A 24727-nucleotide genomic window follows, 5' to 3' on the forward strand; every position below is an offset into this window, starting at 1 on the left:
TCTATGCTGTAGAGGATGAAAAATGTCGGTACTTGAAGGACCACGTGAGGAATGGCGCCGGATCCTGCTTGAAGGGACGCCGCAATGGGTACGCCCGGAAGGCGACAATCTGCGGCTGGGGGACGGACGGACGGTGCCTGAGCAGGATGCTGTGTATTTGCCTCCGTGCGACCCCTCCAAGATCATCTGCATCCACCTCAACTACGATTCGCGCCGGGTGGAATTCCGGGCACCCGATCTTGTCACACCGACCTATTTCCAAAAGCCATTGACCACGCTGAATTCGCACCGCGGCAAACTCTCGCGTCCGGCTGACTGCCAGTATCTCAACTATGAAGGCGAGGTGGGGGTGATCGTTGGGAGGCCGATGCGCAATGTCGCTCCGGCTGACGTGTGGCACCACATTGCCGGTTTCGCGCCGGTCAACGACGTCGGCGCCCAGGATTTTCGTGATACCGACGCCGGATCCATGCTGCGAGTAAAGGGGCAGGACGGGTTCTGCCCGATCGGTCCTGGCATCGTGCGCGGGGTGGATATCCGCGATTCTACACTGCGGACTTACATCAACGGTGAAGTCGTGCAGAGCGGTGAGATCGGGGAAATGACGTTTGATATTCCCTACATCCTAGCCGATTTGTGCCGTCACATCACCCTGCTGCCGGGAGACCTGATCCTTTCGGGCACTCCGGCAAACAGCCGCCCGATGAACATCGGTGATGTGGTCGAAGTTGAGGTGAGCGGCGTCGGTCGCCTGACCAACACTGTCCAGGAGATCCCTGCCCCGCTGCATCAGGTTGGACATGGCCCTACCAACAGCGAACCGGTGCGCCGCGTGGCGCTTGGCGGGGACTTCTACAAGGATTGAAAGCCGCCAAACTTGGTTCAGCAAAAAAAGAGCCCCGGAACCATCGCAGGTTCCGGGGCTCTTTGCCGCGTATCTTAAGGCGGTGTCAGCCCTTGGGCATGCCCAGCCTGTTCCAAAGCGCGGGCACCTCCTCCCATTGCTGGCCCATCTGAGCAAACATGTGATCGAGCGCCATGTTGCGCGGCGCGCTGGCTAGATAGAACCGCTCGTAGAGTTCGGTGCGACCACCAAGTGCGGAGCCCGCGAAGTCCCATGCGGTGCGGAACAACTTGGCGCGTTCGATTGCACTCATCCCATTCGCGCCGGGCATGAATTCACGGATCAGCGGGCCAAGCCGGTCGTTTTCGAAGGCGGCGAGCGACGGCGTTGCCAGAAGGTTGTGCGAGCCCAGAAGCTTGATCAGTTCGTTGGCGCGGACCATCCAGGTCGGCATGCTGGCCCGGACCGCGCGAAGTGGTTCATCGTGGCACAGGACCACGTCATTCGGCCATTCGGTAGCACCCGCCTCTGCCGCGGCGATCGCGGCGCGCGTCAGGCTGGCATAGGTCTTGAGCTCGCCCAGCATGGTGGCGACATCGGGGCGGCTTTCGCAGTTGGTGGCACGGGCCATGCGCACGCACAGTTCGTAGGCGAACTCGAGTTTTACCGCGGCCCGGATGGAGGTCTGCTGCATGATATTGGCAGCCCAACCATGCATCATCAGGCCATTGTAGACCTCAAGGCTTCCGTCGATGAAGACGCGTTCATTGGGGATTTCGACATCGTCGAAGATCATGAACGCATCCTGCTCGTCGAAGCGGCTTGAAAACGGCCGATCGTTGGGATCGCCATCAACTCCGTAATGGTCTCGGCACAGCGTAATCAGCCCCTTGGTGCCCATCGGGATCGAGAACGACAGCAGCATGGCCGGATCTGTGTCAGGCGACTGCGGCTGACCGGGATAGACATAAAGCTCGTCCGCGAAGGGCCCAAGCGTGGCGAGGATCTTGGCCCCCCGCACGATGATGCTGTCCTTGGTTCGCCGCACGACCTTCAAGGTCAGATCGCCATTGATGCCTTTGGTGTCGGGGATCGACTTGTCGATCTGCGGGTTGATGATCGTATGGGTGAGCGAGAGATCCTTTTCGACCACCTCGCGATGGAAATTCTCGATATTCCGGGCATAGCGCTCGTCGCTTCCAGCGACGAAGATGTCGCGGCGGGCCGTGAAACCAGCCAGTGTCACGTTGACATAGTCGGGGGTGCGACCAAGCATGCCGTGGGAATAGCGCGCAAAGCGTTCGAACGCGCGGTGCCGCACAGCAAGCGCTTCTTTCGAACGCGGCAGGATCAGGCTCGCGTTCATTTGCTCGCCGGTAACGGGATCGCGCGCCAGGCAGTCGTCGGCGTATTCATGTTGCCAATCGAAATAGCCCGCCATGCCGCCCAGCGAACCTGCCATTGCGGGATCACTTGCGACGTCGATGCGCCTAGCCCCAAGCCAGACTTCGCGATCGTCCTTGATACCCGCCAGATACTGCGCACTTGTTCGTGCTGTCATCGTCCCTCTCCTGCTGCTCGGCCAATGGCCGGTCAAATGTGCAGGCAAAGGATCACAAAATATGATGAAAGTCAATTCTGATTGCAGTCATAAAAACGCAATGGACTTGTGGACGCTGGGAGGAAGTCACAATCGAACCGTCGGCCTCCCTTCTTGGCAATTCACGGCCACGAGGAAATCGTCACGGTTGCTCTGGCTTCGTACAATGCGGCATTGAAGGGTCTGGGCTGTGGGGGCCGGCACCGGCCGGGCCGATTGCGGTCCGACGAAGAGAGCGCGAGATGCAGCGCTTCAAATCCCAGGGGCAGGCCCAGCGCTGCGTTTCCACCCACTCAGCGATCTACAACACCTTCGCCGTCCAGCGTCATTCTCGTCTCCCGCAAGACCCAGCGCACCTTTCGGGTGACAGCATTTGCCGAATGGAGCGCAGCATCGGTCTAGAGGGGCTGAAATTCACTTGGCGGGCGCCAACTGGCGCGACGGGAGTTAAATGGACAATGCCGCACGGAGAGGCGAGCGAGTCCGAATCTAGCCCGGCCGGCCATCCTTGCGCGGCCTGAGATAGATCAGGGCATTGCGTAGCAGCCAGGGGAGCAGGCCCGCCACGAACACCAGCGCCGCTGCGATCAGCAGAGCGGACTGATCGGCCCGCAGCGCCGCCCCGATGCGCAATATCACGGCAAGCTGCACCGTGCCAAAAGCCAACCAGGGCAATGGCGCCATCGTTAGTGAGCGTCCGGAATGACCATGCGTGACACGCGTGACCATGCCAACGAGCAGGCTGCCCGCAAAGCCCAGCGCAAGCGCGTGGACCGGGGCCAGGCCAAGCGTCAGTTCCGTCTCGGCCAGCGCCGCCAGGGCGAAGCCGATGGGCGCCCAGACGAAGCCCCAGATCAGTACCTTGAGCAGCCCCGGTGCAGCCCCGCGCGGCCACCATTTCCACGCCATCAGGCCAGTCACTGCGGCCAACCCCAGATTGGCAAGCGCAGAAAGGGGAGCGGACAAGGCAAGACCGGCGAGGCAGCGCCCGGCCAGCAAGATCCATAGCGCGGCGAGCAGCCAGTCGGGCCGCCAACGCTGGTAGCCTTCCACCACATTGCCGGCGAAGAACGGCACCATTCGGTGCGCGACGGTCAGGAATACCGGCAACACGAAACCGCTCAGGCCAAGCACGTTGCTCCAACGCAGCGGGCGCGGATCGCCGCCGAACATGAAAGTTAGCGCCAGCCCTAGCGCAAGTAACCCCACCGCCAGCGCGATCAGGGCCGAAAGGGCATGCCAGCATGGGGACTGGCCGCTGCGGAGGTGGGCCACAAACACCCGTAGCAAGACGATCAGCGCCAGTCCCCAGGACAGGGCAAACAGGCCGAAGCCTGTCCTTACCAGCCCGTCCAGGCCGCCCCAGAGACCCACAATCGCCAGCCCCATACCCAGCGCCAGCCCGACCGCCACCGAACCGAACTGGCGGGCGGCGATATCCCGCTGGCCCATCCAGCGGGGAAAGACCGTCAGCAGGAAGCCGAAGATAAAGGCCGGATAGACCAGCAGCAGCATCGCCGGGGCGTGTAGCAGGGTGGCTGGCAAGGCCGCGGCGGGCAGTTCCGGCCAGCCAAAGTTTAGGCTGACCAGGCGCACCAGCCACCACAGCGCAATCGCTCCCAGGCCAAGGCTCCCGGTCAGGAAGGGAAGGCGGTGCGGCGCGGCAAACAGCAATGCAGGCAGCAGGCTGGGTCTCATGCCAAAGTTCTCCGTGATCGCGTCTGCGATGTTATTGATGATAATCAATTACGAAGAGAGATAAACGACTATCTCAAACAATATGTATCAACTGAAAGCCAGTTTCGCGCTGATCTTGCCTGCTCTGCTGGCCAGCAACACAGCCTATGCCGAGGCGCAGCCGGTCACGCCCTATGCCGATCTGCGCTACCGGCTTGAACTGGTCGACCAGGATAGTCTTGCCGAGAAGGCGACCGCATCGACCTTGCGTATAAGAGCCGGGGTAAAGACTGGCGAATGGCATGGTTTGAGCGCACTGGTTGAAGGCGAGGCGATCGCGGTGCTGGGCAAGGCCAGCTACAACGACACGGTCAATGGCAAGCTGGCCTATCCGGTGGTAGCCGATCCTTCGGACGTGCTGCTCAATCAGGCCTGGCTGAACTGGAAACCGGTGGCCGGGCTCGAAGCGACAGTTGGCCGACAGGCCATCAACATCGACAACCAGCGCTGGATCGGCTCGGTCGCATGGCGCCAGAACGACCAGACGCTGGATGCCGTCCGGGTCACGGCCAGGCCGGTCAAGGGCGCCAGTATCGACTATGTCCATGCCTGGCGGGTCAACCGGGTCTTCGGCTCGGATTCGGCGCAAGGCATCTGGCGCGACACCGGGATCCACGCGGTTCGCGCGGCCTACACAATCAAGAACATCGGCACGCTCTCGGCCTATGGCTTCTGGCTGGATATTCCCTCCAGTCCGGCCAGCAGCTCGCGAACCCTGGGCGTGCGGATTGCTGGCGAGCTGCCGGTCGGAGGGAAGACGGCCTTCCTCTATGCGGCCGAATATGCTCGCCAGCATCAATACGGGAGCAACCCGCACCGATTTGAGCTCGATTATTGGCTTTTCGAGCCCGGGATTAAGACCGGGCCGGTAACGGTCAAGGTCGGTTATGAGCGGCTGGAAGGCAACGGCACGGTCGCCTTGCAGACCCCGCTCGCCACGCTTCACGCGTTCAACGGATGGGCGGACAAGTTCCTGACGACGCCCGCCAATGGCCTGCGCGATTTCTATCTCGATGCCAGCTACAAGGTGCCTAGCAAGGGGCCGCTGGCCGGGCTGGTGCTGCGCGCGGCGTGGCACGATTACAATTCGACCACGGGCGGCATCGCCTATGGCCGGGAATGGGATGCGCTGGTCAGCTTTCCGCTCGGCAAGCACTTCACCCTGACGGCTAAGGCAGCCCGCTATGAGGCAGATGCCTTTGCTACCGATACGACCAAGCTGTGGCTGCAGATCGAGGCGAAATTCTGATCAGACCCAATCGTCGCGGACCGGATCGGGGCGCGCAAATGCTTCCAATGCGGCGCGATCGGTGATGGTCACCTGCGCGCCGTTGACTGCAATCCCGTGTCCGCCAAGGACGCCGAAGGCGCGGGAGAGATTCTCTGGCGTCATGCCCAGAAGCGAAGCCAGCAGGCGCTTTTCAGCTTTCAACTGGACTTTGCCCGATCCGCCTTGGCGCTCATCCTGCCGCAGGATCAGGTTTCCCAGCCGCTCGGCCGACTGGCGCAGCTTCATGTCGGTCAAGGCGCGCACCATGTCGCGATAGGCGTGGGCCAACTCGCGCATCGTGGCCTGCATCAGGGCGAGATCATCCTTCACCACTTCGCGGACCAGCGCCGCGGGTACCAGCAGGATCCGCGACGGGGCCAGGGTGCGCGCCGACATCAGATAGGGCTGGTCGGTAACGACCGCGGCCAGGATGAAGCTGGTCACCGGTTCGACGATCCGCATGGTCGTGTCGCGACCGGCACTGTGGGAATAGAGCTCGACCAGCCCATCGACCAGCACGTGCAGGAAGTCAGGCCGCTGGCCCAGTTCGAACAGGGTCAGCTGCGGCGGGAAGACCTGCAGGAAGGAGCCCGAGAAGATTCGCTCGCGCTGGCTGTCCTGCATTTCCCGGAACAGGGGGAGATTCGCGATTTCAGGTCGTTCGCCGGGACGCACGCAGCAGGGTTCCTTGTTGAAGCGCTTCCCACCTAGCAGTCAAATTGATGTGCATCAATCGGGTGCTTGATCTGCATCTGGCGATTTTCCGCTACAGATCAGGCCATTCTTCGATAGGCGCATCGAACGGGCGTTTCTTGATCCGGATCAAGCTTTTCGGCCTAGGGTCGGTCAAGTCGGATGGCATTCAACCCCAGTCAGGGATCACGCCGCCATGCCACTTCAGCAATCGGTCAGCACCGGAGAGCAGAGCCGGGCGCTCGGGCTCAGCACCTTTGCGTTCACCGTCTGCTTCGCCGTCTGGACCATTTTCGCGATCATCGGGATCGAGATAAAGGCCGAGCTTGGCCTGAACGATACCGAGTTCGGCCTGCTGGTCGGAACGCCAATCCTGACCGGCTCGCTGGTCCGCCTGTTCCTGGGGGTCTGGACCGACCAGTATGGCGGGCGGATCGTCTTTCCACTGACGATGCTGGCCTCGGCCGCATCGACGCTGCTGCTGTCCCACGCCGATACCTATTCGCTCATGCTGCTGGCCGCGCTTGGCCTGGGGCTGGCGGGCGGCGGCTTTGCGGTTGGCGTGGCCTATGTTTCGAAGTGGTATCCGCAGGAAAAGCAGGGCTCGGCGCTCGGTTTCTTCGGCATGGGCAATGTCGGCGCGGCGGTGACCAAGTTCGTGGCTCCGTGGATCATGGTCGCGCTGGGCTGGCAGGCCGTGGCGCAGATCTGGGCCGTGGTGCTGGCGATTACGGCGGTATTGTTCTTCCTGCTGGCCAAGGATGACCCGGAACTGGCCGCGCGCAAGCTCAGCGGCGAGCCGCCCAAGGGCCTGAAGGAGCAGCTCGAACCGCTCCGGAACGAGCAGGTCTGGCGCTTTTCGCTCTATTACTTCTTCGTCTTCGGCGCCTTCGTCGCGCTGGCGCTGTGGCTGCCCAGATACCTCATCGGGGTTTACGGGGTGGACGTGAAGGTGGCCGGGATGCTGGCCGCGACTTTCAGCCTCTCGGCATCGGTGTTTCGGGCCTACGGTGGCGTATTGTCCGACCGCTATGGCGCACGCCGGATCATGTACGCCACCTTCGGCGTTTCGATGGTCCTGCTGTTCATGCTGTCCTATCCCGCCACGGACTATGTCGTGCATGGGGTCAGGGGCGACATCCACTTTTCGACCTCGATGAGCCTGGTGCCGTTCGTGATCGCGATCTTCGTGCTCGGCTTCTTCATGTCGCTGGGCAAGGCGGCGGTATTCAAGCACATCCCGGTCTATTACCCTGATCATGTCGGTTCGGTCGGCGGGCTGGTCGGCCTGGTCGGCGGGCTGGGCGGGTTCGTGCTGCCGATCGTGTTCGGGTTGGTCAGTGACCTCACCGGCATCTGGACGAGCTGCTTTGCGGTGCTGTTCGCGCTCGTCGCGGTGGCGCTGGGCTGGATGCACCTGGCAATCCGTCAGATGGAGCAAAAGGCCAGCGGGATCGACGCCCGGTCGCTGCCGCAGTTTCCCGAAATGGTCGGCCTGCACGACGCCCAGCGCCATGCGCCGGCAGCCGATGGCAAGGTGCTGGCCGACTGGCGGCCCGAAGATCCGCAGTTCTGGGAAGAAACCGGCCAGCGGATCGCCAATCGCAATCTCCTGATTTCCATCCCCGCGCTGCTTTTGGCCTTCGCGGTGTGGATGGTCTGGTCCGTGGTCGTGGCGAAGCTCCCCCTTATCGGCTTCGACTACACCACGGACCAGTTGTTCTGGCTGGCTGCGCTGCCCGGCCTGTCGGGCGCGACGCTGCGGATCTTCTACAGCTTCATGGTCCCGATCTTTGGCGGGCGGCTATGGACCACGCTGTCCACCGCGTCGCTCCTGATCCCGGCCTTCGGGATCGGCTATGCCGTGCAAAATCCGGATACGCCCTATTTCATCTTCCTGGTCCTGGCGCTGCTGTGCGGCCTTGGCGGCGGTAACTTCGCCTCGTCGATGGCCAATATCGGGTTCTTCTTTCCCAAGGCGCGCAAGGGCAATGCGCTGGCGCTCAATGGCGGACTGGGTAACCTCGGCGTGTCGGTGATGCAGTTCGCCGTGCCGATGGTCATTACCGGCAGCGTCTTCGGCCTGCTGGGCGGCGAGCCGCAGCTGACCAAGACCGGCACGCAGCTGTGGCTGCAGAACGCGGGGTTCATCTGGGTGCCGTTCATCATCGCCTCCAGCCTGCTGGCGTGGTTCGGGATGAACGATATCGCCTCGGCCAAGGCCAGCTTTGCCGAGCAGGCGGTGATCTTCCAGCGCAAGCACAACTGGCTGATGTGCTGGCTCTACACCGGCACTTTCGGCTCGTTCATCGGCTTTTCGGCCAGCCTGCCACTGCTCGCCAAGAAGGAATTTCCAGAAGTCGAAGTGCTTAAGTACGTCTGGATCGCGCCGCTGGTCGGCGCAATCAGCCGGGCTTCGACCGGCTGGCTGGCTGATCGCTGGGGCGGCGCCCGGGTGACGCTGTGGGTGTTCGTGGCGATGATCGCCGGCACGGTGGGCGTGGCCCACTTCCTCGAAGCGGGCAACTTCGACGGCTTCCTTGCGATGTTTGTCTTCATGTTCTTCGTCACCGGGGTCGGCAATGCCTCGACCTTCCAGATGATCCCGAACATCATGCGCCAGGAAGTGCCACGGCTCGAGCCAGGACTGACCCCCGCCGAGGCGGGCCGACAGGCCGAGAAGGAATCCGCGGCGATCGTCGGCTTCACCTCGGCAATCGCGGCCTACGGCGCGTTCTACATCCCCAAGGCCTTCGGTTCCTCGATCACGCTGACCGGATCGGCTCAGCCTGCCTTGTTCGGCTTCCTGCTGTTCTACGTCACCTGCGCCGCGCTGACCTGGTGGGCCTACACCCGCAAGGGCGGCCTGCTGCACGATGTCGAGCGCGGCCGCACCCCTCCCTCTGCCCCCGTCTCCCAAGGAGCCCCCGCATGAGCCATCTGCTCGACCGCCTGACTTTCTTCCGCCAGAAGAAGGAGCAATTCTCCGCCGGCCACGGGGTCACCACCGCCGAAGCGCGCGACTGGGAAGACGGCTACCGGAAGCGCTGGCAGCATGACAAGATCGTGCGCTCCACCCACGGGGTGAACTGCACCGGATCGTGCAGCTGGAAGATCTACGTCAAGGGCGGGATCATCACCTGGGAAACCCAGCAGACCGACTATCCGCGCACCCGCCCGGAATTGCCCAACCACGAGCCGCGCGGCTGCCCGCGCGGGGCGAGCTACTCCTGGTACATCTATTCGGCCCAGCGGCTGAAGTATCCGCTGATCCGCAAGCGGCTGGTCAAGCTTTGGCGCGAGGCGCGCGCCAGCCTGCCCCCGGTCGCGGCCTGGGCTTCGATCCAGGCCGATCCGGTCAAGCGCAAGAGCTATACCGCGATCCGCGGCCACGGGGGCTTTGTGCGCTCCACCTGGGACGAGGTGAACGAGATCATCGCCGCCGCCAACGCCTATACCGCCAAGACCTGGGGGCCGGACCGCGTGATCGGCTTTTCGCCGATCCCGGCGATGTCGATGGTCTCTTACGCGGCGGGTTCGCGCTATCTCTCGCTGCTCGGCGGGATTTGCATGAGCTTTTACGACTGGTACTGCGACCTGCCGCCCGCCAGTCCGATGACCTGGGGCGAGCAGACCGACGTTCCCGAAAGCGCGGACTGGTACAACGCGGGCTTCCTGATGATGTGGGGCAGCAACGTGCCGCAGACCCGCACGCCCGATGCCCACTTCATGACCGAGGCGCGCTATCGCGGGGCGAAGGTGGCCGTGGTCAGCCCCGACTATGCCGAGGCAACCAAGTTCGCCGACCTGTGGCTCAACCCCAAGCAGGGCACCGACGCGGCGCTGGCCATGGCGATGGGCCACGTGATCCTGCGCGAGTTTCACCTCGACCGGCAGGTGCCGTACTTCGAGGACTATTGCCGCCGCTATTCGGACATGCCGATGCTGGTCCGACTGGTCGAACAGGACGGGCGGCTGGTGCCCGAACGCCTGCTGCGCGCCAGCGATTTCGCGGGCGACCTGGGCGAAGCCAATCACCCCGAATGGAAGGCCGTCGCGATTGACGAGGCGCGCGATGAAGTGGTCGCGCCCACCGGCTCGGCCGGCTTCCGCTGGGGCGACAAGGGCAAGTGGAACCTTGAGGAACGGGACGGCCAGGGCGCCGAGGTCAAGCTGCGGATGACCGCGATCCTCGACAAGGATCACGACGAGGTGGTCGATGTCGCCTTCCCCTATTTCGGCAACCGCGAGCACGACCACTTCCAGGGCACCGACCATCCCGACGTGCTGCTGAAGCGGGTGCCGGTGCGCCAGTTCGAACTGAAGGACGGCCGCGCCTATGTCGCCACGGTGTTCGACCTGCTCTGCGCCAACTATGGCCTCGACCGGGGGCTGGGCGGCGAACACGTCGCGCGCGACTATGCCGATGGCGCGCCCTACACCCCGGCCTGGGGTGAGAAGATCACCGGTGTGCCTGCCGATGCGATCATCACCGCTGCGCGCGAATTCGCCGCAAACGCCGAAAAGACCAATGGCAAGTCGATGGTGATCCTGGGGGCCGGGCTGAACCACTGGTACCACATGGACATGAACTACCGGGGGATCATCAATCTCCTGGTGATGTGCGGCTGCATCGGACAGTCGGGCGGCGGCTGGTCGCACTATGTCGGCCAGGAAAAGCTGCGCCCGCAGACCGGCTGGACCGCGCTGGCCTTCGCGCTCGACTGGAACCGTCCGCCCCGGCAGATGAACTCCACCAGCTTCTTCTATGCGCACACCGACCAGTGGCGTTACGAGACGCTGGACGTGGGTGAGATCCTTTCGCCCACTGCGCCAAAGGGCGACTGGGACGCCAGTCTGATCGACTATAACGTTCGGGCCGAACGGATGGGCTGGCTGCCTTCCGCGCCGCAGCTCAAAACCAACCCGCTGGAAGTGGGCAAGGCGGCCAAGGCCAGCGGCATGGAGCCGAAGGACTATGTCGCGCAGGGCCTGAAATCAGGCGATCTAGAACTGTCGTGCCTTGATCCAGACGATGAAGCCAACTGGCCCCGCAACATGTTCGTCTGGCGCTCCAACCTGCTCGGCTCATCGGGCAAGGGCCACGAATATTTCCTCAAGCACCTGCTCGGCACGGCGCACGGCGTGCAGGGCAAGGACCTGGGCGAAATGGGCCACCAGAAGCCCAAGGAGGTGAAGTGGCACGAGGAGGCGCCGAAGGGTAAGCTGGACCTGCTGGTCACGCTCGACTTCCGGATGTCGACCACCTGCGTCTATTCCGACATCGTTCTGCCGACTGCCTCATGGTATGAAAAGGACGATCTCAACACCTCTGACATGCACCCCTTCATCCACCCGCTGAGCGCGGCCGTGGACCCGGTGTGGGAATCGAAGAGCGACTGGGAGATCTACAAGGGGATCGCGAAAACCTTCTCCGAAGTGGCGCCTGAAGTGCTGGGCGTGGAGCAGGATCTGGTGCTGGTCCCAATCCAGCACGACAGCCCGAACGAGATTGCCCAGCCCTTTGACGTGGCTGACTGGGGTCAGGGCCAGGTCGAGCCGATTCCCGGCAAGACCATGGCCAATGTCGCCTTGGTCGAACGGGACTACCCGAACCTCTACAACCGCTTCACCGCGCTCGGGCCGCTGATGGACAAGCTTGGCAACGGCGGCAAGGGCATCGGCTGGAACACCGCACACGAGGTGGAGAACCTGCGCAAGCTCAACGGCACGCAAGGCGGCGACAGTCCGGCCAAGGGCATGGCAAAGATCGAGACTGCGATCGATGCCGCCGAAGTGCTGCTGATGCTGGCGCCCGAAACCAACGGCGAAGTGGCGGTGAAGGCGTGGGATGCGCTCTCGCAGTTCACCGGGATCGACCACACCCATCTGGCGCGGCCCAAGGAAGAGGAAAAAATCCGCTTCCGCGATATCCAGGCGCAGCCGAGGAAGATCATCTCCTCACCCACCTGGTCGGGGCTGGAAAGCGAGCACGTGTGCTACAACGCGGGCTATACCAACGTCCACGAACTGATTCCGTGGCGCACGCTGACCGGGCGGCAGCAGCTCTATCAGGATCACAAGTGGATGCGCGCCTTTGGCGAGGCGCTGTGCGTCTATCGCCCGCCGATCGACACCAAGGCGGTCAAGCCGATGCTCGACAAGGCGGAAGGCCGCCCGCACTTGGTGCTGAACTTCATCACCCCGCACCAGAAGTGGGGCATCCATTCCACCTATACCGACAACCAGCTGATGCTGACCCTGTCGCGCGGCGGACCGATTGTGTGGATGAGCGAGGTGGATGCCGCGAAGGCGGGGCTGGTCGACAATGACTGGGTCGAAACCTTCAATTCCAACGGCGCGCTGGTGGCCCGCGTGGTTGTCTCGCAGCGGATGAAGGAAGGCACCCTGTTCATGTACCATGCGCAGGAGAAGATCGTGAACATGCCCGGCTCGCCGCTCACCGGCCAGCGCGGGGGCATCCACAATTCGGTGACCCGCGCGATCCTGAAGCCCACCCACATGATCGGCGGTTACGTCCAGCAGGCCTACGGCTTCAATTATTACGGCACCGTGGGTTCCAACCGCGACGAATACGTCATCGTCCGCAAGCTCGAAAAGGTCGACTGGCTCGAAGAGGCACTGCCTGAAGGGGAGAACGCAGCATGAAGGTCCGCGCGCAAATCGGCAAAGTGCTGAACCTCGACAAGTGCATCGGCTGCCACACCTGCTCGGTCACCTGCAAGAACGTGTGGACCAGCCGCGAAGGCATGGAATACGCCTGGTTCAACAACGTCGAGACCAAGCCCGGCATCGGTTATCCCAAGGACTGGGAGAACCAGGAACGCTGGAACGGCGGCTGGGTGCGCACGCCCACCGGTTCGATCCGTCCGAGGATGGGTGGCAAGTGGCGGCTGCTGGCGAAGATCTTCGCCAACCCCGACCTGCCCGAAATCGACGACTACTACGAGCCGTTCACCTTCGATTACGGCCACCTGCAATCGGCGGGCGAAAGCAAGGCCTTCCCCACCGCGCGCCCGCGCAGCCTGATCTCGGGCGAGCGCATGGAAAAGATCGAGGGCGGCCCGAACTGGGAGGAAATCCTGGGCGGTGAATTCTCCAAGCGGTCGCAGGACTACAACTTCGAAGGCGTCCAGAAGGAGATCTACGGCCAGTTCGAGAACACCTTCATGATGTATCTCCCCCGGCTGTGCGAACATTGCCTCAACCCCACCTGCGTCGCGGCCTGTCCTTCGGGCTCGATCTACAAGCGCGAAGAGGACGGCATCGTCCTGATCGACCAGGAAAAGTGCCGCGGCTGGCGGATGTGCGTCTCGGGCTGCCCGTACAAGAAGATCTATTTCAACTGGAAGACCGGCAAGAGCGAGAAGTGCATCTTCTGCTATCCGAGGATCGAGGCTGGCCAGCCGACCGTGTGCAGCGAAACCTGCGTCGGGCGGATCCGCTACCTCGGCGTCATGCTCTATGACGCGGACCGGATCGAAGAAGCCGCCAGCGCTGAAAACGTCGAAGACCTCTACCAGGCGCAACTCGACATCTTCCTTGATCCCAACGATCCGGAAGTGATTGCGCAAGCCCGCAAGGACGGCGTGCCGGAAGCCTGGCTTGAAGCCGCGCGCCATTCGCCGGTGTGGAAGATGGCGATGGAATGGAAGGTCGCCTTTCCGCTCCACCCCGAATACCGCACGCTGCCGATGGTCTGGTACGTGCCGCCGCTTTCGCCGATCAACGCGGCGGCCAGCGCGGGCAAGATTTCCGCCCGCAACGGGATGCCCGACGTGCGCAGCTTGCGCATTCCGGTGAAGTACCTCGCCAACCTGCTGACGGCGGGCAAGGAAGCCCCGGTGGTCGATGCGCTGGAACGGATGCTGGCGATGCGCGGCTATATGCGCGCCAAGACCGTTGAAGGCGTGGTGGCCGAGGAAATGGCCCGCGAGGTCGGCCTGACCCCGGCCCAGATCGAGGAAATGTACCACGTGATGGCAATCGCCAATTACGAGGACCGCTTCGTCATCCCCACCGGCCACCGCGAGGACGCCGAAGACATGTATGACGAACGCGGCGGCTGCGGCTTCTCGTTCGGCAACGGCTGCTCGGGCGGAACCAGCGACAAGAACCTGTTCGGCGCCCCTGCCCGCAAAAAACTCCAGACTCCATCGGAGGTGTTCTGATGCGCCTGACCCTTCGCGTCCTTTCCGCCCTGCTGCGCTATCCCGATGCGACAGTGCAGGACATGGCCCCCGAACTGGCGGGGCTGCTCGCCGCCGATGGCCTGCTCAGCACGGAGCAGCGCGCCGCTCTGCAACCGCTGCTCGATGGCCTCGCCTCGGCCGACCTGCTTGACGCGCAGGAGCGTTATGTCGCGCTGTTCGACCGGGGGCGGGCGGTATCGCTGCACCTGTTCGAACACGTCCACGGCGAAAGCCGCGACCGGGGCCAGGCAATGGTCGACCTGCGTGACCGCTACGAAGCGCAGGGCCTCGAAATCGCGGCGAAGGAACTGCCCGATTACCTGCCGCTGTTCCTCGAATACCTCTCGGTCCTGCCGCCCGCGCAGGCGGCGGAGGAACTGGCCCAGCCGGGCGTGATCCTCTCCGCCCTGGCCGAGCGGCTGGAGGAAAAGGCCACGCCCTATGCCGCGCCGATGCGCATCCTGGCTGACCTTGCCGGGGCCGGCGGCGAAGCCTTCGAGATCGCGCCGGCCGACGATCCCGACGATCTGGCCGCGCTCGATGCCGCCTGGGAGGAAGAGCAGGTCCGCTTTGACGGCCCCGTCGCCCCCGGCGCTGCCGACTGCCCGCAGGTTGCCGGAATGGTCGAACGCATGCTTGCCCAGGAACCTGTCAGGAGCCAGATCCATGGCTGATTTCATCCATCACCTGCTGTTCGGAATCTATCCCTACATCGCGCTGGCAGTCCTCGCCGTCGGCTCGGTCATCCGCTATGATCGCGAACCCTATTCGTGGCGCGCCGGATCGAGCCAGCTCTTGCGGCGCAAGCAGCTTATCGTGGGATCGGTGCTGTTTCACCTTGGCGTGCTGATGATCTTTGCGGGCCATGTCGTGGGTCTGCTCACCCCGATTGCCGTGTTCGATGCGCTGGGCGTCTCGCACAGCGCCAAGCAGCTGCTGGCAATCGTCGCGGGCGGTTTTGCCGGGTTGTTGGGGATCACGGGCGCGACCATGCTGATCCACCGCCGCTTCTTCGATCCGCGCGTGCGCGCTGCATCCAGCTTTGCCGACAACATGATCATCCTGCTGCTGTGGGCGCAGCTGGCCCTGGGGCTGGGCACGATCCCGCTGTCGCTCCAGCACCTCGACGGGCATGAAATGGTCAAGTTCATGACCTGGGCGCAAGGCATATTCACCTTCCGCTCGGGCGCGGCCGACCAGATCCGCGATGCGGCGCTGGTGTTCAAGCTGCACCTCTTCATGGGCCTGACGATCCTGCTGCTGTTCCCCTTCACCCGGCTGGTCCACATGCTGAGCGCGCCGGTGCGCTATGTCTGGCGGCCCGGCTATCAGGTCGTCCGTTCAAGGAAGCTCGCGTCATGAGCCCGGAACCCGTCATCGTCGGCGGACGGGAAATCCCCGCCGCCGCCATCGCCGCCGAAGCCCAGCACCACCCCGCCCCCGATGCCGAGGCGGCCTGGCAAGCCGCCGCACAGGCGCTGGCCGTGCGCCAGTTGCTGCTGGACGAAGCCGAGCGGCTGGGGATCGCCCCCGGCCCGCGCGAAGACGCCGAGGGTCGCCCGCTGACCGAGGAAGACGCGCGGATCGACGCTCTGCTCGAACGCGAAGTGCGCACGCCCGAGGCTGACGAGGCCGCCTGCCGCCGCTTTTACGAGGCCAACCGCGAACGATTTGCCTCACCCGTACTGGTCGAGGCGGCGCACATCCTGATCGAGGCCGACCCGGCGGACCAGTTCGCCATGGGGCTGGCGACCGGCGATGCCCGCACCCTGATCCGCCAGCTGCAGGCCGATCCCGATCGCTTTGCGGAATTGGCCCGCACCCGCTCTGCCTGCCCCTCGCGCGAACAGGGCGGCAATCTCGGGCAGGTCGGGCCGGGGCAGATGGTGAAGCCATTCGAGCAGGCGCTGTTCGCCCTGCCCGAACGCACGCTGTGCCTCGATCCGGTCAGGACCCGGTTCGGCGTCCACGTGATCCGTTCCGGCCGCCGCGCCGAAGGGCGGCAGCTGCCGTTCGAGGCGGTGCAGGAAGCCATCGCGGGCTATCTCGAGGAAGCCAGCTATCGCCGCGCCGTGGCCCAGTACATCGCGATCCTGGCCGGTCAGGCCGGGGTCAGCGGGGTGGCCATTGCCGGAGCCGAAGGGGCCATGGTGCAATAGGATGAACCCGGTGCTTCAGGACGGACACGGACGGCGCTTCGAATACCTGCGCCTGTCGCTGACCGACGTCTGCAATTTCCGCTGCAGCTATTGCCTGCCCGAAGGCTACCGCAAGGTGGCGGGCCTGCCCGCGAACCTCACCGTGGCGGAAATTCGCCGACTGGTGGGCGCCTTCGCCCGGCTGGGCCTGTGGAAGGTCCGCCTGACCGGCGGTGAGCCCAGCCTGCGCGCCGAACTGCTGGAGATTGCCGCCGCCGTCGCCGCCACGCCCGGAATCCGCAAGCTGGCGATGACCACCAACGGCTACCGCTTGCCCGAGCGTGCGGCAGACTATGCCAAGGCGGGCATTTCCACGCTGAACGTCAGTGTCGATTCGCTCGATCCGGCGCGCTTCGCAGCAATTACCGGGCATGACCGACTGCCCGAAGTGCTGGACGGGATCGCAGCGGCGCGGCTGGCGGGGATCAAGACGATCAAGCTCAACAGCGTGCTGATGCGCGGGATCAACGACGATGAACTGGAGCGTTTCATCGCCTTCGTCCAGCAGCACGATCTGGCCCTGCGCTTCATCGAGGTGATGCGCACCAACGACAATCCGGCCTTTTTCGAGCAGCACCATCTGGCCGGCGCCGAAATCGCCAATCGGCTTGAAGCGCTGGGCTGGCAGCGCCTGCCGCGCGAGGCGGGGGCAGGGCCGGCGGTGGTCTATGCCCAGCCCGGCCAGGCGGGACAGATCGGCATCATCGCGCCCTATTCGAAGGACTTCTGCGCCAGCTGCAACCGGCTGAGGGTCTCAGGGCGGGGCAAGCTGCACCTCTGCCTGTTCGGCGATCATGGGATCGACCTGCGGCCGCTGCTGCAGTCGGACGGGCAACAGGACAACCTGATCGCGCGGATCACCGCACTGACTGCCACCAAGGCCCCGGCGCACCGCCTGCACCAGGGCGACAGCGGGGCGACCCCGCACCTTGCCTCGATCGGAGGATGACTCTTGCCCGGAATTGACCCGTCGCTGCCGTTTCATCCGCTGGGCATGGCGGTGCTGACCATTTCCGATACCCGCACACTGGAAACCGACACTTCGGGCGCGCTGCTGGCAGAGCGGCTGAGCGCCGCTGGCCATACTCTGCGCAGCCGCGCTATCGTGATGGACGACATCGCCGCCATTCAGGCGCAGCTCCGCTCCTGGCTGGCAGACCCGAAAATCGAGATCATCCTGACCACCGGCGGCACAGGGTTTTCTCCGCGCGACAACACGCCAGAAGCCGTCAAACCCCTGCTGCGGCGCGAGATGGACGGCTTCTCCATCGCCTTCCACCAGAAGAGCCTGCAAAGCGTCGGCGTTGCTTCGATGCAGTCGCGCGCCTTTGCCGGACAGGCGGGCGAGGCCTTCATCTTTTGCGTGCCGGGATCGACCGGGGCCTGCCGCGATGCCTGGGACGGACTGCTCGAACTGGAATTCGACAGTCGCCACAAGCCCTGCTCGATTGCAGGCGCCCTGCCCCGCCTGCGCGAGGTCTGTGCATGATCGGCTTCGACGCGGCGCTGGCCCTGCTCGAGGCGAACGTTCGCCCGCTTTCCGCCGAACCCGTGCCCCTGGCCGAAGCGCATGGCCGGGTGCTGGCCGAAGACGTGCGTGCTGCCCTGCCCTCACCGCGCAGTGCGGTATCGGCGATGGATGGCTATGCCCTGCGCAATGCCGATGCCGCAGTCGGCGCGCGGCTGCGGATCGTGGGCGAAAGCTTTGCCGGCGGCACGCCGCCGCCCGGCATCGCACCGGGCGAGTGCGTGCGGATCTTTACTGGCGCGCCCATGCCAAAGGGGGCGGACCGGGTGGTCATGCAGGCGAACTGCGTGGGCGATGGCAAGGCGATGACCATCACCGCCGAGTTCGGCCCCGGCTGGCACGTGCGACCAGCCGCCAGCGACTTTGCGGCCGGTGACCTGCTGCTCCGCGCAGGAACCCGCCTTGGACCCGGCGCAATCGTCGCCCTCGCCGGAGCGGACCGCGCCGAGGCGATGGTCCACAAGCGCCCCCGCTTGGCAATCATTGCCACCGGCGACGAGTTGGCCCCGCCCGGCACGGCCCGCGACCATCCGGACCGGATTCCCGAATCCGTCTCGTTCGGCGTGGCCGCGCTGGCGGAGCAATACGGCGCAAACATCGTGGCGCGGCTGAGCGGCGCCGACGATCTTGGCACTCTGCGGCAGCTGGCTGACAAGGCCCTGGCCCAGGCCAACGTGGTGGTGGTGACCGGCGGCGCCTCGGTCGGCGAACGCGATTTCGCGAAGGCCATGTTCGCCGAACAAGACCTCGAACTGCTGTTCGCGAAAGTGGTGATCAAGCCGGGCAAGCCTGTCTGGATCGGCCGCGCGCAGGGGCGCTGGATTGTCGGCCTGCCCGGCAATCCGACTTCGGCGCTGGTCACCGCGCGGCTGTTTCTCGCCCCGCTGCTGGCCCTGCTGCAGGGACGCGCGCTGGCAGAGGTGCAGACGTGGTTGCCGCTGCCGCTGGGCGATGGCTTTCCCGATTCGGGAGATCGGACGACCTTCGTGCGCGCCCGCTTGTCGGGCGGCATGCTGATCCCGGTAGGCAATCAAGATTCGGGCGCCCAAGCGCCCCTTGCCGCAGCAGGCTGGCTGGTCCGGTGCGAGCGTGATTCGGCGCTAGCCGGTCGACTGGCGCTGACCTTCTAGGTGTAGTTCGACATCTAACGCGAATAGCCGGCTGCAACTGTGCCACGGGAGCTAGCCATACTCGATCCAATGGCTCTCAGTGTGACCGCGCGCGGCCGCGGGGCCATGCAGCCCTTTGCTAGCGTTAGCCCCGCATTGCCTGCGCCACCTCACTCTTTCGGCTGGACCATTGTACGATTGCCGCCAAGAGTGCGGTCCGCGACCTGCCGCTCGATCCAGGCGCTGTGGGGAGCGGCACCGGCCGGGCCGATTGCGGTCCGACGAAGAGAGCGCGAGATGCAGCGCTTCAAATCCCAGGGGCAAGCGGCATCCCGCGCAGGAAGGTCGAAACGGTACCAACCGAATGTTCTCCGCTCCGGGACATAGGCGGATCCGGCATGGGGACGCTCTCTCGGTCCCGTTCCCTGGTGCCGTTCTCGATTTTGGAATCGCAGATTTGCGCGCCTTCGCGCGGGCCTGGTTCGAGCGGGGAGAAAAGTTTGTCTCGAAAGACTGGCGGTGGGTGAGAATCTGCAAACAAACTGGCTCAGATTGGACTTGTTGTCATAGCTCCTAAAGATCCAGATCATCGAAGTCGCAGGATCTATCGATCACTCGCCGGGCGGCAAAAATTCCAACGACCGAAACGCCTGGGAAACGCGCCTCAAGGAGCAGTTTGCATGCCCTGAAACTACACCCCGTGGTGATAACATCATCAAGCAGGAAAATCGTGGTCGGTGCCGGGTTGCAGGCATTTTCGTCGATCTGCAACATCGCCATCAGTTGTGGCGGCCGGAGGCGATTATCGCTTTCATGTAAGGGTTCGCGATCAGCAGCGGCAACGATCAACTCGCGAACATCAGCCTGCGGTGAAATCTGTCGCGCGATTGTAACCATGCGGTCATCATAATCGGGATGGGCCCTGAGTTTGGATGGAGGGATCGGAACGAAGGTGACGCCCGGCAGAGCTTCTGGACGAATTGCCCCTCGTATGGCGGTTGCCACCCGCCGCATGTCCCTGACCTTGTGTGGCCACTGAGCTGTTCCGCGGACGCTGGGCTTCTTCTTGATGTTCGATATGATCTGATTGGTCGAACTGTGACTATAACCGGCACGAGCGGTATACTCACCGAAGAAATAACATTGGTCGTCTTCAGTCAGATGGTAATGATCGGCGCGCTCAAGCTCGCCGATCCGCCGAACATTCGGGGACCAGCTCGCGTCGAACGTCGTCATAGTTGTATACCCTAATCGCACCCTGCTCTTCAAATCGGCGCGGCCATGTCAAATCTGGACGCTCGAAGCAGCTGTTCATGATGAACAGCTTCCTCTTTTGTCGCAACGCCTCCCGGGCCTGCACCAGCGTGCCAGACGTCTCTCCTGCTTCGACGATGACAGTTGCCTTTGTCAGAGCCGACATGAGTTTGTTGCGTTCAGGGAAGAAGAACCGGTTCGTCCGGTAATTTTGCGCATCATAGCGCTCCACCGGAACCTGGCTGATCAGCAGATGCTCGCGCGCGATCCGGTCTTGAAGGTCCGCATTGGCCTTGGGGTAAACCTGCCCCAACGGCGTGCCAATCACAGCAATGGTTCGACCACCAGCCTCAATCGCTGATTGATGCGCGACGGTGTCGATGCCTTCAGCCAGCCCCGATACTACGGTGAACCCATCTTTCACCAGATGTCGGGCCAACGCAGCGGCGCGCGCACGCCCCAAATCCGTCGGCTTTCGCGTTCCAACGATCGCGACTGCTGGAGTCGAAACGAGATCCCAGTCACCTTGGAAATAGAGTAGCTCCACCGGGTCGATCGCATCGCGAATGCGGCGCGGATATTCCCACTCACCGTGGATACGCACGCCAAACCGCTGATGGGTTCTATCCCGGAGCTTTTCCAGAACACGCTTCGCAACAGATCGAGCTTCGCTCTCTGGAACAAAATCGGATGGACGGGCGCCCGGCTGACGGCGAAGCATTTCCGCAATCGACTTGAAACTGGCGTTATGCTCGCACCAGAGCGATTCATACGCGCCAATTTCCAGGGCAGCATCAATGGGCGCTATAATCGCGCTGTCGCCCCGCTCGGCGCTCCAAAGTGTGGCTTGCTGCATCCCATTACACTCCAGCGCGATCCTAGATCGCCAGTGACGTCAAAATCAACCAAATCCTCCATCGGCCGGCCACGGCCATATAGAACACAAAGGGAACATTCAAGTCCAAGTCGAAGCCAAGCGGCACCTCATATAGTTCTCATAACCCCAGGAAACCGCCATATCGGTTCAGCTACGCCGAACTCTCCAGCAATTCCGCCACGATATGTCCCGCCCTGAAAGGCATGGGTCATGCCAGTTCAGCAATTTCTGCTTCGCCCAAAGGCACGTCCCAAACGTTGCAGGCCAGGTTCGTCAGCCAGGTTGCACGCTGCGCGATGTCCGAACGGGTCCAAGTCTCAAACGGCGTCATGTGCGCAACAGCTCGGTCGATCGCGGTGTTACCGATTTCGGGCTTCTTACCAAGGACGCGGGTGAGTAGGAACTGGGACTGCGGATAGATCGTCCGCTTGTAGGAAAATGGTCGCCGCCCCAGTGACGTGTTGATCGACTTTTCCGCGAGCGCGAGATTCCCAATCGACCAGAGCAGCTCCTGGCTGTCAGCATCCGAGCCAAATTCAGCGCGGACGTCATCGTCCGGCGACTGCGGCAAAATGTGTTCGATATGAACATTGTTGCCGTCACAGTAGCGTGAAAGCCAGAGGCTGGTCTGCGCCGAAGCGCCGTACGCCGCCCGATCGACGTGTTGGGTCAGTTTTCCAAGGACGTATCGAAGTTGGTATTGGCGAAGGAACTGCCCGTTCAACGCTTCGAATTCACGACGGAAGCGAGGTGCCAATTCACGCCTGCGTTGACGCAATGTACGTTCAGCGAAGGCCTCGTAGTCCGCCAATGTCGTGATACGGGCCAGTTCTGGTGCCCACTCTGGGAACATCACCTCGAACTCTCGGTTTGTCTGTCGGGTCACGAGATAGGTGAACAGCAACGCCTCGGTGTCAGAGCAGAGGCGAGAGAATACGTCCGGAGGGAGATCCCGGCCTGCCATTAGCAAGATGAGATGCTGACGCGCCGCGCCTCCAGCAAGCAATGCAATGGACTCTACAGCTGGATCAGCTTCCCCATTTCGTCCCTTACCCTTGAAGAAATTGAGGTATGCATCAAGGGCGTCCTGAAGGCGATCGACGAACGCAATCGGGTCGGCCGAAAATCCGACTTGGGCTTCGTTCTTTACGAACCAGTCGTAGAGCTCATCTTCACGCAGCTTTTGAACGCCGTAGGTGGCGAGGACAAAATAGCGCAGAAAACGAAGCGGCTTTTCGCCCGCGTTGTGCAGCTTGTCGGTGAGCAGCTTCCAACGATCCTTAAGTCGGTCAAAACGGGCAGGATCGGTCCTCATGAAGAGCAGATTCTTCAACAGGTCCATGGCATCGAGCCCGATGCCGCGGTCATTGATGGTTTCGAAGATCTTCAGTGCACGGGCGACGCTGTCCGTATGGATCCGGATCAATTTCACCTTGTGGATGAGGTAGGCGTAAAAGGCCCTTACTGCCTGCGTATCCGAACCGAACTGCTCGGCCAAGAACCGGGTGGTGGCCTTGTAGGCGGTCGCGATGTTGACCATCGATCTCGTGCCTGATGCCTGGGGCGCAGTACCCGCCATCAGTTTTTGGAATACATCGCCCGCATCATCATACTGCGGGTCGAGACGTGCACGGAAGCTGTCGTTACCTTTCAGGTCTGTGACCGTATCGGCAATCAGCTTCCTGACACCCTCCGTAGCCGTATCGCCGAGCTCGTGCAGCCGATCGCGGATTGCGCACAGAATGACGAATAGGGTCGTCGTGCGTTGTTGGCCATCGATCAGATCAAATGCACCGTCTTGGGTTTGACTTGGGCACACAACGATAGATCCGATGAAATATTCAGCGTCGCCTCCCTCGGTCTGCTCGATTCGAATATCTTGCAGGAGCTGATCGACCTGCGCTTCTCCCCACACATACTCGCGCTGGTAATTGGGAACGACGTAGAAATCCCGGAAAATACCAAAAACAGTGGCATCCTTTGATTCGATCGAATCCATGACATCTCCGAGTAATTTCACGGCGATCGCACAATCGCCCCACATGCAATAGACGCCAGACTGTTAATCTTCCATGGGCCACCATAATTCAAAGGCCAGTTTCGTCGCCTCATGTCCGCGTCCATGGTGAGGCCGTGGCCAAAATGCAGGTGCACACACTGGTCAGCCCTGATTGATGCGGCCGTAATGCCCCCTACTGTACGCAATCAGGCCCAACCTCCTCAGACCTGCAACATCGCGTTTCGCGGTCCGCTTGCTTACGAGCCAATGCGTGGAGATTTCATCGACGGTGCCGGGTGCTCCGCTCGCGACTCGCGCCAGAAGCCACTCTTGCCGACGATTGAGAGTCGGACGATCCGTGTCACCCTTGGTGACATCGTTGTCCCCCAGGGTGACACCATCAAGTTCAACCGCATTTGATGTATTTGCACGCATTCCAGTATCCAGCATGTCCCTTGGCTTGCCCTCGCTTGAACCGGAAAACCGCCGAGTATCTTGCTTCACACCCATGTCAGACTGCACGAGAAGCTCCAGAACCAGCGCCCGGACCGCTACAGATTTCACGCAAAGTCTCATTAGAAAATAACCTCTTGGACCGGATGCGCCACTGAGCCAGTTCTTCACGCTGCGCTCGCTGGCACCGGTCCAGCGCATGATGGTCTTCACCGTTCGGTGGGTATCATCGTGTTCCCGCCGCAAGGCGTCCGCGATCAGTTCCGCATAGTCCTTCGCTGACTTCGCCAGCCCGTTCCACGGGTGCAACTTTCTGCCCTCTTTCGGCAACATCCTCCGCTCCTTCCGACGCTACATTCACGTGCGAGCGGAACGGTAGGCAGAGGTGCCCTTCGAGCTGCAGTTGGTGGACGCCCTGGACTGCTGCAGCGGCTGAACCGGAAAGGGCGAGGCTTGAGGAACCGGCAGGACGAGGACGATCCACCCGACAAGGACATGCAGGTCGCCACCGTGCGGGCTGCCGAATATGTCCGCATGTCTACCGACCACCAGAAATACTCGACCGAGAACCAGGCCGATGCGATCCGCCACTATGCGTCCTCGCGGGGAATCGAAATTGTCAGAACCTATGCCGACGACGGCAAGAGTGGCCTGTCGATCGACGGGCGCGCTTCGCTGCAGCGCCTTATTGCCGACGTCGAATCCGGCGCTGCCGATTTCGAGATGATCCTGGTCTATGACGTCAGCCGCTGGGGCCGCTTCCAGGACGCCGACGAGAGCGCCTATTACGAGTACATCTGCCGGCGGTCCGGAATCCAGATCGCCTATTGCGCCGAACAGTTCGAGAATGACGGCTCACCGATGAGCACCATGTTCAAGGGCTTCAAGCGGGCCATGGCCGGCGAATACAGCCGAGAGCTCTCGGTCAAGGTTTTTGCCGGCCATGCGCCGA

The 24727-nt window shown here is 62.8% G+C and carries 18 protein-coding genes and 1 pseudogene; 12 read left to right on the forward strand and 7 right to left on the reverse strand.

Features of this window, described 5'->3' with window-relative positions:
* The first annotated feature begins 22 nt into the window (after positions 1–22).
* Positions 23–865: a fumarylacetoacetate hydrolase family protein gene (locus ACE3SN_RS00200; RefSeq protein ID WP_374526715.1), complete on the forward strand. Its 843-nt coding sequence runs from the start codon at positions 23–25 to the stop codon at positions 863–865.
* An 85-nt stretch (positions 866–950) separates the two neighbouring features.
* Here ACE3SN_RS00200 and ACE3SN_RS00205 read toward each other — a convergent pair whose 3' ends face one another.
* Both ACE3SN_RS00205 and ACE3SN_RS00210 read right to left on the reverse strand, forming a co-directional pair.
* Positions 951–2405 carry a 4-hydroxyphenylacetate 3-hydroxylase N-terminal domain-containing protein gene (locus tag ACE3SN_RS00205; RefSeq protein WP_374526716.1) on the reverse strand — a complete coding sequence of 485 codons (1455 nt, stop codon included), beginning with the start codon at positions 2403–2405 and terminating at the stop codon, positions 951–953.
* 528 nt (positions 2406–2933) lie between these two features.
* Positions 2934–4142, reverse strand: a complete 1209-nt coding sequence (locus tag ACE3SN_RS00210) for an NnrS family protein (protein ID WP_374526717.1) — start codon at positions 4140–4142, stop codon at positions 2934–2936.
* 82 nt (positions 4143–4224) lie between these two features.
* Between ACE3SN_RS00210 and ACE3SN_RS00215 the strand changes: the two genes are divergently transcribed.
* Positions 4225–5430, forward strand: a complete 1206-nt coding sequence (locus ACE3SN_RS00215; RefSeq protein WP_374526718.1) for an alginate export family protein — start codon at positions 4225–4227, stop codon at positions 5428–5430.
* On the opposite strand, the gene ACE3SN_RS00220 is transcribed toward ACE3SN_RS00215, so the two are convergent.
* Entirely contained in the window at positions 5431–6126 is a 696-nt protein-coding gene (locus ACE3SN_RS00220; RefSeq protein WP_374526719.1) for a helix-turn-helix domain-containing protein, read from the reverse strand.
* A gap of 214 nt (positions 6127–6340) precedes the next feature.
* On the opposite strand from ACE3SN_RS00220, the gene ACE3SN_RS00225 reads away from it, so the two are divergent.
* Genes ACE3SN_RS00225 through ACE3SN_RS00265 form a run of 9 tightly spaced genes read left to right on the forward strand, consistent with a single transcriptional unit; the run spans position 6341 to position 19213 of the window.
* A complete protein-coding gene (locus tag ACE3SN_RS00225) occupies positions 6341–9079 on the forward strand; it encodes a nitrate/nitrite transporter (RefSeq protein ID WP_374526720.1) in 2739 nt (912 codons plus the stop codon).
* Positions 9076–12813 (forward strand): nitrate reductase subunit alpha, encoded by a 3738-nt coding sequence (locus tag ACE3SN_RS00230; RefSeq protein ID WP_374526721.1) that lies wholly within the window; start codon positions 9076–9078, stop codon positions 12811–12813. Before ACE3SN_RS00225 ends, ACE3SN_RS00230 begins: the two co-directional genes overlap by 4 nt.
* Positions 12810–14336 carry a nitrate reductase subunit beta gene (narH, locus tag ACE3SN_RS00235; RefSeq protein WP_374526722.1) on the forward strand — a complete coding sequence of 509 codons (1527 nt, stop codon included), beginning with the start codon at positions 12810–12812 and terminating at the stop codon, positions 14334–14336. Before ACE3SN_RS00230 ends, narH begins: the two co-directional genes overlap by 4 nt.
* Positions 14336–15031, forward strand: a complete 696-nt coding sequence (gene narJ, locus ACE3SN_RS00240; protein ID WP_374526723.1) for a nitrate reductase molybdenum cofactor assembly chaperone — start codon at positions 14336–14338, stop codon at positions 15029–15031. Before narH ends, narJ begins: the two co-directional genes overlap by 1 nt.
* Entirely contained in the window at positions 15024–15719 is a 696-nt protein-coding gene (gene narI / locus ACE3SN_RS00245) for a respiratory nitrate reductase subunit gamma (RefSeq protein ID WP_374526724.1), read from the forward strand. Before narJ ends, narI begins: the two co-directional genes overlap by 8 nt.
* Complete coding sequence (locus tag ACE3SN_RS00250) at positions 15716–16516, forward strand: peptidylprolyl isomerase (RefSeq protein ID WP_374526725.1); 801 nt, start codon at positions 15716–15718, stop codon at positions 16514–16516. Before narI ends, ACE3SN_RS00250 begins: the two co-directional genes overlap by 4 nt.
* A 1-nt stretch (position 16517) precedes the next feature.
* Positions 16518–17504, forward strand: a complete 987-nt coding sequence (gene moaA, locus ACE3SN_RS00255) for a GTP 3',8-cyclase MoaA (protein ID WP_374526726.1) — start codon at positions 16518–16520, stop codon at positions 17502–17504.
* Between the two features lie 45 nt (positions 17505–17549).
* A complete protein-coding gene (locus ACE3SN_RS00260) occupies positions 17550–18044 on the forward strand; it encodes a molybdenum cofactor synthesis domain-containing protein (protein ID WP_374526789.1) in 495 nt (164 codons plus the stop codon).
* Positions 18041–19213, forward strand: a complete 1173-nt coding sequence (locus ACE3SN_RS00265) for a molybdopterin molybdotransferase MoeA (RefSeq protein WP_374526727.1) — start codon at positions 18041–18043, stop codon at positions 19211–19213. The genes ACE3SN_RS00260 and ACE3SN_RS00265 overlap by 4 nt, the downstream gene beginning before the upstream one ends.
* Before the next feature lie 552 nt (positions 19214–19765).
* On the opposite strand, the gene ACE3SN_RS00270 is transcribed toward ACE3SN_RS00265, so the two are convergent.
* The 4 genes from ACE3SN_RS00270 to ACE3SN_RS00285 all read right to left on the reverse strand — a co-directional run bounded on the left by ACE3SN_RS00270 (position 19766) and on the right by ACE3SN_RS00285 (position 24108).
* Positions 19766–20428 (reverse strand): hypothetical protein, encoded by a 663-nt coding sequence (locus tag ACE3SN_RS00270; RefSeq protein WP_374526728.1) that lies wholly within the window; start codon positions 20426–20428, stop codon positions 19766–19768.
* Positions 20373–21302, reverse strand: a complete 930-nt coding sequence (locus ACE3SN_RS00275) for a DNA-processing protein DprA (protein WP_374526729.1) — start codon at positions 21300–21302, stop codon at positions 20373–20375. Before ACE3SN_RS00275 ends, ACE3SN_RS00270 begins: the two co-directional genes overlap by 56 nt.
* A 229-nt stretch (positions 21303–21531) precedes the next feature.
* Positions 21532–23322: a DUF262 domain-containing protein gene (locus ACE3SN_RS00280; protein WP_374526730.1), complete on the reverse strand. Its 1791-nt coding sequence runs from the start codon at positions 23320–23322 to the stop codon at positions 21532–21534.
* A gap of 162 nt (positions 23323–23484) precedes the next feature.
* Positions 23485–24108 (reverse strand): hypothetical protein, encoded by a 624-nt coding sequence (locus ACE3SN_RS00285; RefSeq protein WP_374526731.1) that lies wholly within the window; start codon positions 24106–24108, stop codon positions 23485–23487.
* Between the two features lie 162 nt (positions 24109–24270).
* Between ACE3SN_RS00285 and ACE3SN_RS00290 the strand changes: the two are divergent.
* Positions 24271–24717, forward strand: a pseudogene (locus tag ACE3SN_RS00290) (recombinase family protein); the annotation flags it as partial.
* Between the last annotated feature and the right edge of the window lie 10 nt (positions 24718–24727).

It is taken from the genome of Novosphingobium sp. (assembly GCF_041915465.1).
Classification (GTDB): domain Bacteria; phylum Pseudomonadota; class Alphaproteobacteria; order Sphingomonadales; family Sphingomonadaceae; genus Novosphingobium.